Annotated in this window: 14 protein-coding genes; 5 read left to right on the top strand and 9 right to left on the bottom strand. The window is 68.2% G+C overall.

Features of this window, described 5'->3' with window-relative positions:
• Positions 1-64 precede the first annotated feature (64 nt).
• From K206_RS0103955 to K206_RS0103945, 3 genes are all read right to left on the bottom strand, one after another.
• The gene (locus K206_RS0103955; RefSeq protein ID WP_020201114.1) at positions 65-2194 is read right to left on the bottom strand and encodes an acetate--CoA ligase family protein; all 2130 of its coding nucleotides are present in this window, start codon (positions 2192-2194) and stop codon (positions 65-67) included.
• A 132-nt stretch (positions 2195-2326) separates the two neighbouring features.
• Positions 2327-3556, bottom strand: a complete 1230-nt coding sequence (gene frc, locus K206_RS0103950; protein ID WP_020201113.1) for a formyl-CoA transferase — start codon at positions 3554-3556, stop codon at positions 2327-2329.
• Between the two features lie 21 nt (positions 3557-3577).
• Positions 3578-5332 (bottom strand): thiamine pyrophosphate-binding protein, encoded by a 1755-nt coding sequence (locus K206_RS0103945; protein WP_020201112.1) that lies wholly within the window; start codon positions 5330-5332, stop codon positions 3578-3580.
• 556 nt (positions 5333-5888) lie between these two features.
• Between K206_RS0103945 and sucC the strand changes: the two genes are divergently transcribed.
• Positions 5889-7100, top strand: coding sequence for an ADP-forming succinate--CoA ligase subunit beta (sucC, locus tag K206_RS0103940; RefSeq protein WP_020201111.1), 1212 nt, complete (start codon positions 5889-5891; stop codon positions 7098-7100).
• A gap of 1 nt (position 7101) precedes the next feature.
• Positions 7102-7989, top strand: coding sequence for a succinate--CoA ligase subunit alpha (sucD, locus tag K206_RS0103935; protein ID WP_020201110.1), 888 nt, complete (start codon positions 7102-7104; stop codon positions 7987-7989).
• Positions 7990-8238: 249 nt separating this feature from the next.
• Here sucD and K206_RS0103930 read toward each other — a convergent pair whose 3' ends face one another.
• Positions 8239-8958 carry a GntR family transcriptional regulator gene (locus K206_RS0103930; protein ID WP_020201109.1) on the bottom strand — a complete coding sequence of 240 codons (720 nt, stop codon included), beginning with the start codon at positions 8956-8958 and terminating at the stop codon, positions 8239-8241.
• 262 nt (positions 8959-9220) lie between these two features.
• On the bottom strand, positions 9221-10210 hold the full coding sequence (locus K206_RS0103925; protein WP_020201108.1) for a 2-dehydropantoate 2-reductase: 990 nt from the start codon (positions 10208-10210) through the stop codon (positions 9221-9223).
• A 400-nt stretch (positions 10211-10610) separates the two neighbouring features.
• Here K206_RS0103925 and K206_RS0103920 point away from each other — a divergent pair, with 400 nt between their 5' ends.
• Positions 10611-11132 (top strand): DUF2867 domain-containing protein, encoded by a 522-nt coding sequence (locus K206_RS0103920; RefSeq protein ID WP_020201107.1) that lies wholly within the window; start codon positions 10611-10613, stop codon positions 11130-11132.
• Between the two features lie 37 nt (positions 11133-11169).
• Here the strand turns inward: K206_RS0103920 and K206_RS0103915 are convergent, their stop codons facing one another.
• Positions 11170-12003, bottom strand: a complete 834-nt coding sequence (locus tag K206_RS0103915; protein ID WP_029043204.1) for an oxidoreductase — start codon at positions 12001-12003, stop codon at positions 11170-11172.
• Between the two features lie 136 nt (positions 12004-12139).
• Here K206_RS0103915 and K206_RS0103910 point away from each other — a divergent pair, with 136 nt between their 5' ends.
• The gene (locus tag K206_RS0103910; RefSeq protein ID WP_020201105.1) at positions 12140-13051 is read left to right on the top strand and encodes an AraC family transcriptional regulator; all 912 of its coding nucleotides are present in this window, start codon (positions 12140-12142) and stop codon (positions 13049-13051) included.
• A gap of 150 nt (positions 13052-13201) precedes the next feature.
• Here the strand turns inward: K206_RS0103910 and K206_RS0103905 are convergent, their stop codons facing one another.
• On the bottom strand, positions 13202-14119 hold the full coding sequence (locus K206_RS0103905) for an AraC family transcriptional regulator (protein WP_020201104.1): 918 nt from the start codon (positions 14117-14119) through the stop codon (positions 13202-13204).
• A 101-nt stretch (positions 14120-14220) separates the two neighbouring features.
• Between K206_RS0103905 and K206_RS0103900 the strand changes: the two genes are divergently transcribed.
• Positions 14221-15210: an oxidoreductase gene (locus tag K206_RS0103900; protein ID WP_020201103.1), complete on the top strand. Its 990-nt coding sequence runs from the start codon at positions 14221-14223 to the stop codon at positions 15208-15210.
• A gap of 55 nt (positions 15211-15265) precedes the next feature.
• On the opposite strand, the gene K206_RS0103895 is transcribed toward K206_RS0103900, so the two are convergent.
• The gene (locus tag K206_RS0103895; protein ID WP_020201102.1) at positions 15266-15697 is read right to left on the bottom strand and encodes a nuclear transport factor 2 family protein; all 432 of its coding nucleotides are present in this window, start codon (positions 15695-15697) and stop codon (positions 15266-15268) included.
• A 424-nt stretch (positions 15698-16121) separates the two neighbouring features.
• The gene (locus K206_RS0103890) at positions 16122-16307 is read right to left on the bottom strand and encodes a hypothetical protein (protein WP_020201101.1); all 186 of its coding nucleotides are present in this window, start codon (positions 16305-16307) and stop codon (positions 16122-16124) included.
• Between the last annotated feature and the right edge of the window lie 308 nt (positions 16308-16615).

Raw genomic sequence — 16615 nt, 5'->3', positions numbered from 1 at the left:
CGCCCGCCTTCGTGCCGCATTGTCGTCGCGGCGGCGCCGCGCGGCGCGGCGCCGACGCCCCAGGTCAGATCTTGCCCGCGCCGCGCGCCCACTTGTACTTGGCGCCCAGCACCGCGACCGGGATCTCGGTCGAGTAGGCATAGGCCGGCACGCCATGCTCGTACAGGTACTCGGCGGCCTCCTCCACCTGCACGTCGCCGGCCAGCGAGGCCACGATGGGCTTCTCGATGCCGCGCGCGGCCATCTCCTGCTTGACCTCCACCACCAGCCTGGCGAACACCATCGGCGGCGTGATGATGGTGTGCCAGTAGCCGAGGATGATGGCGTGGATGCGCGGGTCCTCCATGCCCAGGCGCAGCGTGTTCTGGTAGGTGGAAGGCGGCTCGCCGCCGGTGATGTCGACCGGGTTGCCGGCCGCGCCGAACGGCGGGATGAACTTGCGGAAGGCCGCGTCGAGGTCGTCCGGCATGGCCATCAGCGACAGGTTGTTGTCCACGCACGCATCCGACAGCAGCACGCCCGAGCCGCCCGCGCCGGTGATGATGACCACGTTCTCGCCCTTGGGCGTGGGCAGCTTGGGAATGCCGCGCGCGAACTCCAGCAGGTCGCGCAGCGAGCGCGCGCGGATCACGCCGCACTGCCTGAACACGTCCTCGTAGATCTTGTCGTTGCCGGCCAGCGCGCCGGTGTGCGAGCTGGCCGCGCGCGCGCCCAGGCTGGTGCGCCCGGCCTTGAGCACCACCACCGGCTTTTTCTTCGAGACGCGGCGCGCGGCCTCGGCGAACGCGCGGCCGTCCTTGAGGTCCTCGCAGTGCTGGGCAATGATCTCGGTGTTGTCGTCCTGCTCGAAGAAGGTCAGCAGGTCGTCTTCGTCGATGTCGGACTTGTTGCCCAGGCCGACGATGGCGGATACGCCCATCCTGGCCGAGCGCGAGAAACCGATGATGGCCATGCCGATGCCGCCCGACTGCGACGACAGCGCCGCCTTGCCCTTGACGTCGTACGGCGTGCAGAAGGTCGCGCACAGGTTCTTGGGCGTGTAGTAGAAACCGTAGATGTTGGGCCCCATCAGGCGGATGTCGTGCTTGCGCGCGATCGCCACGATCTCTTCCTGGCCCGCCACGTTGCCGGTCTCGGCAAAGCCGGACGGGATCAGCACCGCGCCGGGGATCTGCTTGCGCCCCACTTCCTCGAGCGCGCCCGCCACCAGCTTGGCGGGAATGGCGAACACCGCCACGTCCACCGTGCCCGGCACGTCCAGCACGCTCTTGTAGGCGGTCATGCCCATGATCTCGCCGCCCTTGGGATGGATCGGGTAGATCTTGCCCTGGTAGCCGCCGTTGATGAGGTTCTTCATCACCGAGTTGCCGATCTTGCCGTCCTCGGCCGAGGCGCCGATCACGGCCACCGCGTCGGGCCGCATGATGCGGTTCATCTGCCGCACGATCTCGTCCTGCGTGGGCCGGTAGCGCTCGGGCTGCGGCGAGAAATCGACCACGATGCGCACGTCGGCGGCGATCGCGCCGTCCTTGCTGGCGAACACCGGGTTGAGGTCGAGCTCGGCGATCTCGGGGAAATCGCTGACCAGCTCCGACACGCGCCGGATCATGCCGGCCAGTGCCTCGCGGTTGGCCGGCTCGGCGCCGCGCACGCCCTTGAGCACCTCGGCCGCGGCGATGCCGTCGAGCATCGACAGCGCGTCCTCCTCGCTGGCCGGCGCCATGCGGAAGGTGATGTCCTTGAGCACCTCGACCAGCACGCCGCCCAGGCCGAACGCCACCAGCTTGCCGAACGACGGGTCGGTGACGGCGCCGATGATGACCTCCTGCCCGCCGGCGATCATCTGCTGCACCTGCACGCCGACGATGTCGGCCTGCGCGTCGTAGCGGCGCGCGTTCTCGATGATGGTCAGGTAGCCGCGCTCCACTTCGGCGGCGTCCTTGAGGCCGACCAGCACGCCGCCGGCCTCGGTCTTGTGCAGGATGTCCGGCGAGACGATCTTCAGCACCACCGGGTAGCCCATCTTCGCGGCCAGCTCCACCGCGCCGGTCGGCGTGCGGGCCACGCCCTCGCCCGGCACGCTGATGCCGTAGGCATCGCATACCAGCTTGCCCTCGGGGGCGGTCAGGGCATCGCGGCCCGCTGCCTTCACCGCGGCGAGGATCTTGCGCACCGCGTCTTTGTCGTGTGCCATCTCAGGTCTCCATCTGTTCTGTTGCTTGGGTTGCAGCGGGACGCACCGTCCCGCGCCCTCGCGGCGGGCGCGAGGGCGGGCGGTTTGCGGACTTGCCAAGGGAAGTGTCTGAAGCGCCGGAAACCCGGGCGCTCAGACGGCGCCGGCGGCGCGCAAGGCTTCGATCTGCGCGGGCGTGCGGCCCAGCCAGTCGAGGATTTCCTCGGTATGCTCGCCCAGCAGCGGCGAGCGCTCCACCTCCACCGGCGAGGCCGACAGCGTGATGGGGCAGCCCAGCTGCACATACTGGCCGCGCTCGGGGTGGTCGAGCTCGACCAGGTAGCCGCGCTCGTAGAGCGACTTGTCCTCGATCAGGTCTTTCATCGAGAGGATCGGCCCGCACGGCACGTCGACCTCGTTGAGGGCGTCCATCACTTCGAACTTGGTGCGCGTGCGCGTCCATTTCTCGATGATGGAGAAGCACTCGTCCAGGCACTTGAGGCGCGCCTCCGGCGTGGCGAACTGCGCGTGGGTGATGAGGTCCTCGCGCCCGCACAGGCGCATCAGCGGCTCCCAGCCCTGCGGCTGCACGATCACGTAGACGTAGTCGTTGGCGCCGCCCGGCGCGCAGCGCAAGGCCGCGCCCGGCTGGCCGCCGCCCGAGGCGTTGCCCGCGCGCGGCACGAAGTCGCCGAACGCCTTGTTGGGGTACTCGCGCATCGGCCCCGCGGCCAGGCGCTGCTGGTCGCGCAGCTTGACCCGGCACAGGTTGAGCACCGAGTCCTGCATGGCCACCTCCACGCGCTGGCCGCGCCCGCTGTGCTCGCGGTGCAGCAGCGCCGCCAGGATGCCGACCACGCAGTGCACGCCGGTGCCGGAGTCGCCGATCTGCGCGCCGGTCACGGTCGGCGCGCCTTCGGCCGTGCCGGTGGTGCTGGCCGCGCCGCCCATGCACTGCGCCACGTTCTCGTAGGCCTTGCAGTCCGCGTACGGCCCCGGGCCGAAACCCTTGATCGAGGCGTAGATCAGGCGCGGGTTGAGCGTCTGCAGGCGCTCCCAGTCGAAGCCGGCGCGGTCCAGCACGCCGGGGCCGAAGTTCTCCACCAGCACGTCGCAGCGCTGCACCAGGTCTTCCAGCAGCGCCTTGCCTTCCGGCGTCTTCATGTTGAGCGTGAGGCTGCGCTTGTTGGAGTTGAGCATGGTGAAGTACAGGCTGTCCGCGTTGGGCACGTCGCGCAGCTGGCTGCGCGTGATGTCGCCGCGCCCGGGCAACTCCACCTTGATCACGTCGGCGCCCAGCCATGCCATCAACTGGGTCGCCGACGGGCCGGCCTGCACATGCGTCATGTCCAGGATCCGCACACCGTCCAGTGCCTTGTCCATGAGTTGTCTCCTCGCGCGTGGTTATTTGTACATGGTCTGGTTCTTGGTGCCCGGCGCGTATTCGCGCGGGTCCACCCAGATATTGATCACGGCGGACTTGCCGGTGCGCTGCACCGCCTCGCGCCCGCGCCGCAGCGCGCCGGCGATGGCGCTGGCGTCGCGCACCTCCTCGCCGTAGCCGCCCAGCATCTCGGCGAACTTCGAGAACGGCACGTCCGACAGCAGGTTGCCGACGTTGCCGCGCTCCTCGCCGTACTTGGCGAGCTGGCCGTAGCGGATCTGGTTCATGGCCGAGTTGTTGCCGATCACCGCCAGGTAGGGCACGCCGAAACGGTTGGCGGTCTCCATGTCGAAGGCCGTCATGCCGAACGAGCCGTCGCCGTAGTAGCAGAGGATTTCCTTGTCCGGGTTGGCCAGCCCGGCGGCGATGGCGAAGCCGGTGCCCACGCCGAGCGAGCCGAGCGCGCCGGGGTCCATCCACTGGCCCGGGCGGCGCGGGCGCACCGCCTGCGCGGAGATGGTCACGACGTCGCCGCCGTCGCCGATGTAGACGGTGTCGTCGCCCAGGAACTCGTTCAGCTCGTAGGCCACGCGGTACGGATGGATCGGCGACTTGTCCGAGCGGAACAGCGGCATCAGCTTCTCGGTGGCGGTGGCCTCGGCCTCGGTCAGCTGGCCCATCCACTTCTGGCGCGCCTGGCGCTTGTCGTTCTTGATGCGGCCGCTGGCGGCCTGCAGCACCGCGCCGAGGATGGCGCCGGGGTCGCCCACCAGGCCGAGGTCGATCTCGCGGTTCTTGCCCACCGTGCGGTAGTCCATGTCGATCTGCACCAGCGTCAGCTCGCGGCTGATGCGCTTGCCGTAGCCCATGCGGAAGTCGAACGGCGTGCCCACGATGATCAGCACGTCGGCGTTGGCGAAGGCCTGCGAGCGGGTGCGGTCGAAGTGATGCGGGTCGCCCGGCGGCAGCAGCCCGCGGCTGGCGCCGTTGAAATAGCCCGGGATGTCCAGGCCCTTGAGCAGCGCGATGGCTTCGCCGTGCCCGCGCGCGGTCCACACCTGCTGGCCGTAGAGGATGGCCGGGCGCTCCGAGTTGACCAGGATGTCGGCCAGGCGCTCGATGTCCTTCGGGTCGCCGATCGAGCGGGTGGAGGCGCGGTAGTGGCCGGGGCGCGGGATCACGGCGCGCGCGAGGTCGACCTCGCGGTCGAGCACGTCGCGCGGGATCTCCAGGTAGGACGGCCCGGGCGCGCCGTTGAAGCATTCGCGCACGGCCATCGAGATCATGTCGGCCACGCGCTCGGTGCTGGGGATGGTGGCGGCGAACTTGGTGATGGGCGACATCATGTCCACGTGCGGCAGGTCCTGCAGCGAGCCCATCTTGTGCTGCGACAGCGCGCCCTGCCCGCCGATATGGAGCACCGGGCTTTCGGAGCGGAACGCGGTGGCCACGCCGGTCACGGCGTTGGTGCAGCCGGGGCCGGCGGTGGTGACGACGCAGCCGAGCTTGCCGGTCTGGCGCGCGTAGCCGTCGGCCGCGTGCGCGGCGACCTGCTCGTGGCGCACGTCGACGATGCGGATGCCCTCGTCCACGCAGCCGTCGTAAATGTCGATGATGTGGCCGCCGCACAGCGTGAAGATGGTGTCGACGCCTTCGTTCTTCAGGGCCCGCGCCACCAGGTGGCCGCCGGAAATCACGCCGGCGTCGCGGGTCTTCTGCTTCAGGGTGTCTTCGGCCGTGGTGGACTCGGGCCGCGTGGATACGACTGCAGACATGTCTTGGTCTCCTCGTTGACTGGATTGCGACTGGCTGTGACACGCGCCTGCCGCCGGCGCGGTGCCGCGACACCCTTTCGCCTATCGTCTGTCGCCGCGCTGCCGCCTCTCGGCCGGCCGCGGCGTGCCTCTTGCGTCCACCCTGCGACGCGCTCGATCCTTTTCGTCGGATCTTGATGACATACGGTATGTGATATATCAACGAAGCTCAAGAGAAATCTGCCGTACAGGCGGCAGGTTTCGACGACGCGGCGCAGCATTTAAGCGGAATTGGCGGGATGATGAGCGGAATTGCTGAATCCGCGCGGACTCATTCCATTCCCGCACCAGCCCTTCCGGCCTGCTTCGAGCCAGCCTCGGGCCGGTTTCGGATCGGTTTCGGGCTGGCTTCGGCCGCTTGCCGGCCGGCAATGCCGCGCCTCTTTCGCCGCATTCTCGCGTGACGCATTTTCCTTGTTTCTCTTTGATATATTACATACCATATTTCACAGCGCAATCCGGCCGGCAGCCGATCCGCGGCGCCCGGCCCCGCGCCATCACAAGAGCGAGGAGACCCGTGAACATCCACGAATATCAGGCCAAGGAACTGCTGCGGCGGTTCGACGTGGCCGTGCCGCGCGGCGCGGTTGCCTTTACCCCGGAGGAAGCCGCCGGCGCCGCGCGCAAGCTCGGCGGCGCGGTCTGGGTGGTGAAATCCCAGATCCACGCGGGCGGGCGCGGCGCCGGCCGCTTCCGCAACGACCCCGGCGGCAAGGGCGGCGTGCGCGTGGTCAAGTCGGTCGACGCGGTGCGGGCCGAGGCCGGCCAGATGCTCGGCGCCGTGCTGGTCACGAAGCAGACCGGCGAGGCCGGGCGCGAAGTGCGCCGCCTCTATGTGGAGGAAGGCTGCGACATCGCCCGCGAGCTGTACCTGGGCATGCTGATCGACCGCGCCACCTCGCGCGTGACGGTGATGGCCTCCACCGAGGGCGGCATGGAGATCGAGGAAGTCGCCGCGCGCACGCCGGAGAAGATCATCAAGGTGGCGATCGACCCGGCCAGCGGCATCCAGCCCTTCCACGCGCGCCGCCTCGCGTTCGGCCTGGGCCTGTCGGGCAAGCAGGTCGGCGCGGCCTCGCGCTTCATCCTGGCGGCGTACCGCGCCTTCGTCGAGCTGGACGCCTCGGTGGTGGAGATCAACCCGCTGGTGGTCACGCGCGCCGGCGACATGATCGCGCTCGACGCCAAGTTCAACTTCGACGACAACGCGCTCTACCGCCACCCCGACATCGAGGCGCTGCGCGACGAGACCGAGGAAGACCCCGCCGAGACCGCCGCCGCGCGCCACGGGCTGAACTACGTCAGGCTCGACGGCAACATCGGCTGCATGGTCAACGGCGCCGGGCTGGCAATGGCCACGCTGGACATCATCAAGCTGCACGGCGGCGAGCCGGCCAACTTCCTCGACGTGGGCGGCGGCGCCACGCGCGAGCGCGTGACGGCGGCGTTCCGGCTGATCCTCGACGACCCCAAGGTCGAGGGCATCCTGGTCAATATCTTCGGCGGCATCATGCGCTGCGACGTGATCGCCGAAGGCGTGGTGGCGGCCGCGCGCGAGATCGACCTGACCGTGCCGCTGGTGGTGCGGCTCGAGGGCACCAACGTGGAACAGGGCAAGGCCATCCTGCGCGACTCGGGCCTGCCCATCGTGTCGGCGGATCACCTCGCCGACGCTGCCGCGAAAGTGGTCAACGCGGTCCAGGCCGCGCATGCCAAGGGAGGGAAATAAGATGGCCGTACTGATCGATCGACACACCAGGGTGATCTGCCAGGGCTTCACCGGCGCGCAAGGCACCTTCCATTCCGAACAGGCCGCGGCCTACGGCACGCGCATGGTCGGCGGCGTGACGCCCGGCAAGGGCGGCGAGACCCATCTCGGCCTGCCGGTGTTCGACACCGTGGCCGCGGCGGTGGCGCGCACCGGCGCCGACGCCTCGGTCATCTACGTGCCGCCGCCGTTCGCCGCCGACGCCATCCTGGAAGCGGTGGATGCCGGCATCGGCCTGATCGTCTGCATCACCGAGGGCATCCCGGTCATCGACATGGTGCGCGTCAAGCGCGCGCTGTCGGGCTCCGGCAGCCGGCTGGTCGGCCCCAACTGCCCCGGCGTCATCACCCCGGGCCAGTGCAAGATCGGCATCATGCCGGGCCACATCCACCGCCCCGGCAAGATCGGCGTGGTGTCGCGCTCCGGCACGCTGACCTACGAGGCGGTGGCGCAGACCACCGCCGCCGGGCTGGGCCAGAGCACCTGCATCGGCATCGGCGGCGACCCGGTCAACGGCACCAGCTTCATCGACTGCCTGGAGATGTTCCTGGCCGACGACGACACCGAAGGCATCATCATGATCGGCGAGATCGGCGGCTCGGCCGAGGAAGACGCCGCGCGCTTCCTGCAGGACGCGCGCAGCGGCGGCAAGGTCAAGCCGGTGGCGGGCTTCATCGCCGGCACCACCGCCCCGCCCGGGCGCCGCATGGGACATGCCGGCGCGATCATCTCGGGCGGCATGGGCACGGCGGCGGCCAAGATCGACGCCATGCGCGCGGCCGGCATCCGCGTGGCGCGCTCGCCGGCGGAACTGGGCAAGACGATGGTGGAGGCGATGGGGGCGTCGTGACGGCTGCGGTGTGAGCGATGGCGGTGGCAGCCGTGTGAAGACGGGGGCGGCAGTGCCGAAGACTGAAGACGTCGGCAGCGATGCCGCCGCCGGCCGGCTTGGCGACACCCCGCGACGACTGCCGCCTCTCTCCCCTCTCCCGCGAAGTGGGAGAAGGGAGCAAACCCTCGGCAAATCGGACCATATCGGGAATGACGAAGCTGTCCGGGATAACGTAGCCATCCCGGATAGCAGCCGCCTGCCGCGGCCTCAGTCCAGGAAATCGCAGTGCTTCTCCACATAGGCCGCGAGGTCCAGCGAGTGCTGCCGCACCAGCCGCTCGGCCAGTTCGGTGTCGCGCTTTTCCAGGGCCTCGATGATGCGCAGGTGATCGACGATCGAGCGCGAGGCGCGGTCGCTCTGCGAGATCGTCATCTTCCGGATGGCGCGCACGTGGACGAAGATGTTCTTGATCGCGTCCATGATGACCTGCGACTTCGACAACTGCACGATGGCCTGGTGAAAGGCGATGTTCGCGTCGGAGTATTCCTCGATGTGCTCGGCCGGCGTGGCGTCGCGGAAGCTGTCGAACATATGGCGCAGCGTGGCGATCTCCGCGTCGCTCGCGTGCAGCGTGGCCAGCCGCGCGGCCATGCTTTCCAGCGCGGCCCAGACCTGGATCATCTCCACGATCTCGCGCTTGGTCTTGCGCATGATGTAGATGCCGCGCCGCGGCACCGTGCGCAGGAAACCCTCCTGTTCCAGCAGCGTCATGGCCTCGCGGATCGGCGTGCGGCTCACGCCGAGCGCTTCGCTCAGGACGCGCTCGTCGAGCCGGATTTCCTCGTCCGACTGGTAGATGTCGGCGTCGGCGATGGCCTGGCGCAGCATGGCGTAGGCCTGGTCGCGCAGGCTGGCGCCCGCGTTGATGGGCTGGAGGGACAGGGTCAGCCCGGCGGGCTGTTCAGCGGATTGGCTTTGCGCAGACATGGATGGGCTCATATTGATACCAGCACCGCGGCGCCCTCGGAAAGCGGCGCCGGCGGCTTGCCGCCTAGCTTACCAAAAGCCGCATGGCATGCGCGGAATGCATAGAAAAATGCACAATTGGCATAAATTCAGCCACATTTGGACGGCGGCGGCCGAGTTGCATATATGGTATATCACATGGCCGCCACCCGTCTTCATACCTTGCATGGCCCGCATGGCCGGCCTCCGCTATCCGTCTTGCCGCCCACGCGGCGCGGCCACGCTAGGCCGCCTGCGCCAGGGCCGACTGCGCCATCCGCTCGCGCTGCTTGATGAGGCCCAGCACGGCGTCGACCATCGGCGTCGGCTGGCCGACCAGCCGCCCCATTTCCTGCACCACCGTGAGCAGCGGGTCGATTTCCATCGCGCGCCCCGCCTCCAGGTCCTGCAGCATCGAGGTCTTGTGCGCGCCGACCGCGCCGGCGCCGTCGATGCGCCGCTCCACGTCGACGCGGAAATGCACGCCGAAGCGCTCGGCGATGTCCTTGGCTTCCAGCATCATGGCGCGCGACAAGGCCCGCGTGGCCGGGTCGGCGGTGATGATGTCGAGCGTGGCATGCGTCAGCGCGCTGATCGGGTTGAAGCACAGGTTGCCCCACAGCTTGAGCCAGATCTCGTCGCGGATATTGTCGCGGATGGGCGCTTCCAGCCCGGCCGCCACCATCATCTCGCTCAGGTGCGCCACGCGCGCGGACCGGCTGCCATCGGGCTCGCCGAGCGGGAATTTCTTGCCGTAGACATGGCGGATCACGCCGGGCTCGACGATTTCGGCGGCGGGATAGAGCACGCAGCCGATGGCCCGCTCCGGCCCGAACCCGTGCCACTGGCGCCCGCCGGGGTCCACGCTCTGCAGCGTGGTGCCGGCCAGCGGCCCGCCGTGCCGGTGGAAATACCAGTAGGGAATGCCGTTGACGCCGGTCACGATCGCCGTGCCCGGCCCCAGCAGCGGCTGCATGAGGTCGACCACACCGGGTACCGAGTGCGCCTTCAGCGTGATGAACACGTAGTCCTGCGGCCCCAGTTCGGCGGGATCGCTGGTGCAGCGCACGCGCGCCACCCGCTCCTCGCCGTCGATCCGCAGGCGCAGGCCGCCGGCCTGCATGGCCGCCAGGTGCGGCCCGCGCGCCACCAGGCTGACCTCCGCGCCCGCCAGCGCGAGCTGCGCGCCAAGATAACCGCCGATCGCGCCGGCGCCATAGATACAGATTTTCATGCTGTCGTCTCCCGCTGCCTGATGGATGGAATGATTTTTTTGATATATCACATACTACATTCCACGAAGCAGGAGTCAACCTCAATCGGCGGGCCACGGCCGCTCGACCCGCGCGGCGGGAAAAGGCGAAAAGGCGGCGACGCGGCCAGACCGCGCGGTCTGCACTTCACCGCGCCAATCGGAGCGGCAGGCTGCGGGAATCCATTTCCGGCCAAACCCGCCGGCAGCAATGCGGGTCCGCGAGGCGAACGATGCCGGGGCCGTCGACGCCGAACCGGAGCGACTGCCCGCGATCAGGGCTGGGCTCCCGGATCGCCGCGTGGTAGAACGCGAACCGTGGTTGCCGCGAGAAGTCGTGCCCGACAAGACACCGATGGCAACGGCACATTGATCCGATCCCATGAAAACCAATCTGCACGTCACCGCTGTCCGGCTGCCGCAAGAGAGCACGCTGGCGGCGCGCTTCGGCGAGGCCGATCTCGCGGACGCCTTTGCTGTCACCCTGCCCGCGGGCAGCCCGCTCGACCTGGACGGATGGGCCGCCGCGGCCCTGACCCACCCGCCTCGCTGGATCGCTGCGCTGCTCGCGATGCGCGATACCGCCGTGCGCGGGCTGGGGCTGAAGACGACCCTCGCCTTGCGCCAGTCGGCTCAGGCGCGTCCCGGGGAATATGTGGACTTCTTTCGGGTGCAGTCGCGCTCCCCCAGCGAGATCGTGATGGGGGAGGACGACCACCACCTGGACTTTCGCTTGTCGTTGCTGCTGCGCGCCTTGCCCGGCGGCAAGGGACACCAGCTCGTGGCGACGACGGTCGTGCATTGCCATAACCGGCTGGGCCACGCTTACCTGACGGCCATCCGGCCTTTTCACCGGCTGGTGGTAAGGTCCAATCTGCGCCGCGCGGCGCTGTGGATTCCCTAGGCGATGCCGATGCGGGTATGCCGCCAGCGCCCGGCGTTCAGGCATCCGTGGAGCGCGTCACCGTTTCCCACTCGTCCATCCCGGCTGCCATAACGGCCAGCTTCTGGCGTACCAGTCCCAGCGCATCGCTGCCCAGCAGCAGGTGGGCCGGCGCCGCCGCGCTATCGACGATGCGCAGCATGGCTTGCGCTGCCTTGGCGGGATCACCGAGCTGCTTGCCGCTTTTTTCTTCGCGGGCCTGGCGGACCGGATCGAACAGCGCGTCATAGTCGGGAATGGACCGGGGCGTGCGGATCATGGAGCGGCCGGCCCAGTCCGTGCGGAACGAGCCGGGAGCAACGGCCGTCACGGCGATGCCGAAGTCCTTCACCTCTTTGCCCACGGCTTCGGAGATGCCTTCCAGGGCGAATTTGCTGCCGCAGTAGTAGGCAATGCCCGGCATGGTGATGAAGCCGCCCATCGAGGTGATGTTGATGATGTGCCCGCGCCGGCGTTCCCGCATGCAGGGCAGCACCGCCTTCATCATGGCCACGGCGCCGAACACGTTCACATCGAACTGACGGCGCATTTCGGATAGCGGCGACTCCTCCATCACCCCTTCGTGGCCGTAGCCGGCGTTGTTGACCAACACGTCGATCGGGCCGATCTCCGCCTCGATGCCGGCCACCGCGCCGTCGATGGCGTCGAAGTCGGTCACGTCCAGCACGCGCCCGAAGGCCCAGGCCGGATCGAGAGCCTCGAACGATTGCTTCGCTTCGGCGCTGCGGACGGTGCCGACCACGCGATGGCCGGCGGACAGCGCCTCCCGGGCCAGGGCACGGCCGAAGCCGCTGCTGACGCCGGTGATGAGGAAAGTCTTGGGGGATGACACGGTATGCACTCCTGAAGATCCAGTCAGAAGTGCATAATATTCAGATCGAACTTCCCACGACAGATCGATTTTTCTGGTTTTATTGCCTATTACTATGATCCGGAACGTTGCCACACATGCCCCATCGGGGGCCGGCATGATCCCTTTGCTTCGCGCCCTGGCCCCGCAAGAGGGATATAACCTGACCGCGCTGCCGGACGTGCGCATCCTGCGCTCGGACCGGCCCTTGCTGAACACTCCGGTCTTGTACGACCCCGGCCTCGTCCTCGTCTGCCAGGGGACCAAGCGGGGCTACTTTGGCGATGAGGTCTACCTGTACGACGAGCAGCATTACCTGGCGGTCTCGGTGCCGGTGCCCTTCACCATGCAGACGGATGCCACGCCGGCCAGGCCGCTGCTGGCCGTCTATATGCACCTGGATTTCCAGGCCGCGGCCGAACTGATGCTCCAGATCGACCGCACCGGCCTGGCCGAGCCGGCCCAGGCGCCGCGGAGCATGATGTCCAGCCCGATGGACGCAGCCATGCGGGCGTCGCTGCAGCGCCTGCTGGCGGTGTTGAGCCGCCCCCTGGAAGCCGCGGTCCTTGGTCCGGCCGCGGTGCGGGAAGTGTATTTCCGGGTGCTGACCGGCCCGCAGGGACAGGCCATGCGCGCGGCGCTGGCGTTGCAGGGGCAGTTCGGCAAGATCGGCAAGGCGCTGCGGCGCATCCATGCCGGCTACGCGGGCAAACTCGACCTGACGCAGTTGGCGCGGGAAGCCGGCATGAGCGTGCCGACCTTCCACAGTCACTTCAAGGCCGTCACCCGGACCTCGCCCATGCAATACGTGAAATCGACGAGGCTGCATCAGGCCAGGATGCTGATGGTCCGGGAAGGCATGACCGCCGCGGCCGCCTGCCACGCGGTGGGCTACGAGAGCACGTCGCAATTCAACCGCGAGTTCAAGCGCCTGTTCGGCCTGACCCCGGCGATGGAAGTGCGCCGGATGAAGGCGAGCTTCGCCGTGCCGCCGGCGCATCCGGGTTCGGGCTACGTATCGTCCCACTAGGCAGCGCTTTGGCCGGCCGGGCGATATGGCTGGAATGGCTGGATATGGCTGGTCCTGGAATCCGGCTTGACCCACAACAGGCTTCCCCTGACCGCGCCCGGCGCGCGCAGCACACTCGCGCGGCCGCCTCTGCGCCATCCCTCGCCACCTTCAACACGCCCTGCCCGCGCGCCGGTAATGCCGCGGGGAATCGCCGGTCACGCGCTTGAAGGCATTGCTGAAAGCGCTCTCGGATGCGTAGCCGAAACGCGCGGCGAGCACGGCGATCGGTGTGCTCTCGTCGCGCAGCGCCCGCCGCGCCAGGCGCATGCGCCATTCGGTCAGCCACGCCAGCGGCGCCGTGCCGGCCACCGCCTTGAAGTGCGTGGCGAACGCGGTGCGGGACATCGCCGCCGCGCCGGCCAGTTCTTCCAGCCGCCATGCCCGGCCGGGCTCGCCATGCATCAGCTGCAGGACCGGCGCGAGCCGCCTGTCGCCGATGGCGCGCAGCCAGCCGCCGTCGAGATGGTCGGAGGTATCGAGGTGCACGCGCAGCATCTGCACGAACATCAGTTGCGCCAGATAGGCCGACGCGAGACGGTTGCCGGGACGCTCCGCCGCCAGCTCCCGCACCATCTGGTCGAGCAGCCATTGCAGCACCGCCGCCTGCGGCGACGCGGCCCGGATATGGATCAGCGGCGGCAGCGCCTCGGCCAGCCACGCGCCGTTGACCGGGTCCAGGCGGACATGGCCGCCGATCTGCACGCAGTCGTTGCCGTCGCCGAGCTTCGCCGTCTTGCTGTCGCAGCCGGTGAAGAGGCCGACCGCGTCGAGCGGCGCCAGGTCCGGGTCGCTGGCCAGCACGAAGGCGCGCTGCCCGGACAGCAGGAACACGTCCCCCTGCTCCGCCCGCACCGGCTCGGCCACGCCGTCGATGCGCAGCCAGCAGCCACCCTTGAGCAAGGCGAAGAACTTGAGCTTGTCCGGCTGCGGGAAGCGGATCGCCCACGCCCCGCCCGCGGAGAAACCGCCGGCCACGGCGGGCTGCGCGTCGGCGAGCTTGAGGATGTCGGAAAGCAGGTCGGTCATTATTTCTGAACGAATACGAAAGTATTCGGGATTCTAAAGCATTCATCGTACAGGCCGCCACGCCTACACTGCCGCTACACCTCCATTCCCGAAAGGACACCATGCTTACCCCGCAACAACCGATCGGCTCCGGCTTCGGCGCCGCCTCCACCGCCAGCGAAGTCATCGCCGGCATCGACCTCGCCGGCAAGACCGCGATCGTGACCGGCGGCTATTCCGGCCTTGGCCGCGAGACCGCGCGCGTGCTGCGCGCGGCCGGCGCGCGCGTCATCGTGCCCGCCCGCGACGTGGAACGGGCGCGGACGGCGCTGTCCGGCATCGATGTCGAAGTGGAACCGATGGACCTGCTCGATCCGGCCTCGATCGACGCGTTCGCCGCCCGCTTCCTCGCCGCCGGGCAGCCGCTGCACATCCTCGTCAACAGCGCCGGCATCATGGCCGTGCCGACGCTGACCCGCGACGCGCGCGGCTACGAATCCCAGTTCGCCACCAACCACCTCGGCCACTTCCAGCTCACCGCGCGGCTGCTGCCCGCGCTGCGCCAGGCCAGGGGCGCGCGCGTGGTGTCGGTATCCTCGCTCGGCCACCGTTATTCGCCGGTGGTGTTCGACGACCCCGACTACGAGCGCCGCCCCTACGATCCGTGGTCGGCCTACGGCCAGTCGAAGACGGCCAACGTCCTGTTCGCGGTGGCGCTGGACGCGCGCTACCGCGGCGAGGGCATCCGCGCCTTCTCGCTGCACCCGGGCGCCATCGTCGACACCGGCCTCGGCAAATACATCTCGCGCGAGCAACTGATCGCCGCCGGCGTGCTCGACGCGAACGGCAACCCGGTGCGCGACCCGTCGCGGCAACTGAAGACCGTCGAGCAAGGCGCGGCGACCAGCGTCTGGTGCGCGACCAGCCCGCGGCTCGACGGCATGGGCGGCGTCTACTGCGAAAACGTCGAAGTGGCGAGCATCATGGACGGGAAACCCGAAAGCATGGACATGCGCGACGCCATGCGGCTCGCCGGCGTGATGGCCTACGCGGTCGACCCGGCCGCGGCGGATCGCCTGTGGGCGCTGAGCGAGGCGCGCGTCGGCCTCTGAGCGGCCGCGCCGCAGAGGATTGCGGCGGCTGCGCCGGCCCGGGAAACCGGGCCGGTCAGCGCGCCGCGGTCAACGCGTTCCAGGCCGCCAGGGAATCCATGTAGTCCCGCCAGTGCCCGATCTTCCGATTCTCGATGGCGATGATCGAGCAGAACCGGTTGTCGTATTTCACGCCCGTCGCGAGAATCACGCCGTGCACCTCGTATTCGATGACGACGGCATGGCCGTCATCGGCCTTGTGCACGATCAGCTTGTCGGCGGACTGAAGTTCGATATGTTCGGCGTAGCCCCGGAAGGCGGCCATCAGGTCGGTCCGCCCCCGGATGACGCGAGGCCAGCCGGGAATGTCGTAAAGCACTTCGTAGACGGTGTCATTCGTCATGACGTCGAAAAAGTGCTCGCCCTCGACCAGATCCCCCAGCGCCTCGCGCACCAGGTTGAAGTACGGAGCGGCAGGCTCGTAGGCCGCGTATTTCGACTTGTCCATTCAGGGCGCCCTCCCGCCTGCGATGCTGCCGATGCAATGAGCGTCAAATATAAGCGGTCGGCGAAGTCCGCGCCGACTCGGCCCGAAATAAAACGCGGCCCGAAATAAAAAAACCGGCCAGAAGCGCTGCGCTCACCCGAGCGACGCGTTGGCCGGTCTTGCCGCGCGGAATGTCCGCGCCGGGTCCGACGGCGCCGATGCCCGCGCCCGCATTGATCCGTGCCTCGGCACGATCCGCAAAGCCGCGGCCGCATGGCCGTCAAACCGATACTGCAAAGCACTACAAAGCTAGCTGATCGACAACTCAGCCATCAAGCGACGATCGACTATCCACACCGCCGACGATCGCAAACAACAGACTTCAGACTAACTACCGGGCGCAGCGACAGCCGCTGGCTCCCGACGACGATCGCGACTGCCGCGATCAGCCGTTGGCGTAGGCGATCTTTGCCTTGCGTGCCTGGCTTTGCAGACGGCCGAAGACGCGCTGCACGGCGGCGACGGCGCTCTTCACGTCGTCGACGAAACCGGGGCTGCGCGGGCCGAGTTCGCGTTCGATCAGTTCGCGTTCCAGTTGGTCGGTCATCTTGATATCGGATTGCTTGGTCATGATTCACTCCTTAAGGGATAACCCGCATCGGGTTTTCCCTAATTGTAGCAAAAGGAATGTCGCAACGCAGCATTAGGTGATAGTACGTATGTAGGAAAGCAACGAAGTGAAGATTGCATTACTTCTAATGCTCTCCATCGCCGACGATCCCATTTTGTCACTCCTTGAGCGTCACGCTATAGGGAGCCGGCACCCAACTGAAACCACTCCGCTCGGCCCGCACATGGCCGATCCCCGGAAATGACACGTGCGCGCCGCCGACCATGAAGCCCTCCCTGGCCGCGTCGGCCAGAATGCGGCGGCGCGCC

It is taken from the genome of Cupriavidus sp. WS (assembly GCF_000395345.1).
GTDB classification, from domain to species: Bacteria; Pseudomonadota; Gammaproteobacteria; order Burkholderiales; family Burkholderiaceae; genus Cupriavidus; species Cupriavidus basilensis_B.
This window is presented reverse-complemented; position numbering and strand designations above follow the sequence as displayed.